The 357-nt window shown below is 64.4% G+C and carries 1 protein-coding gene; it reads left to right on the top strand.

The window, feature by feature from the left end:
- Positions 1-8 precede the first annotated feature (8 nt).
- The coding region (locus tag IB274_RS30260) for a sulfotransferase (protein WP_192432501.1) at positions 9-357 on the top strand (349 nt) is incomplete at its 3' end.

The following is a 357-nucleotide window of genomic DNA, read 5'->3' as shown; positions in this document are numbered from 1 at the left end:
GCGCAGGGATGCAGAATTTCCACTTCATATCGGGTTTGCCGCGCTCGGGCAGTACGCTGCTGTCCGCCATCCTGCTGCAAAACCCACGCTTCCATGCGGGCATGTCCAGCCCCGTCGGCGGGCTGTTCACCAGCGTGCGTGAACAGTGCAGCGCCGGCAGTGAATTCGCCCCGCTAGTGAACGCGGATCAGCGCCGTCGCCTGTTGCGCGGCCTGTTCGATTCCTACTATGCCGACCAGCACGACAAGTCCGTGGTGTTCGACACCAACCGTCTCTGGTGCGCCAACCTGCCGGCCCTGCGCGAGCTGTTCCCGCAGGGCAAGGTCATCGCCTGCGTGCGCAACGTCGCCTGGATCA

Source organism: Pseudomonas sp. PDM18 (assembly GCF_014852585.1).
Classification (GTDB): domain Bacteria; phylum Pseudomonadota; class Gammaproteobacteria; order Pseudomonadales; family Pseudomonadaceae; genus Pseudomonas.
Note: the sequence above shows the minus strand (reverse complement) of the source record. Positions and strands in the feature narration are given on the sequence as shown.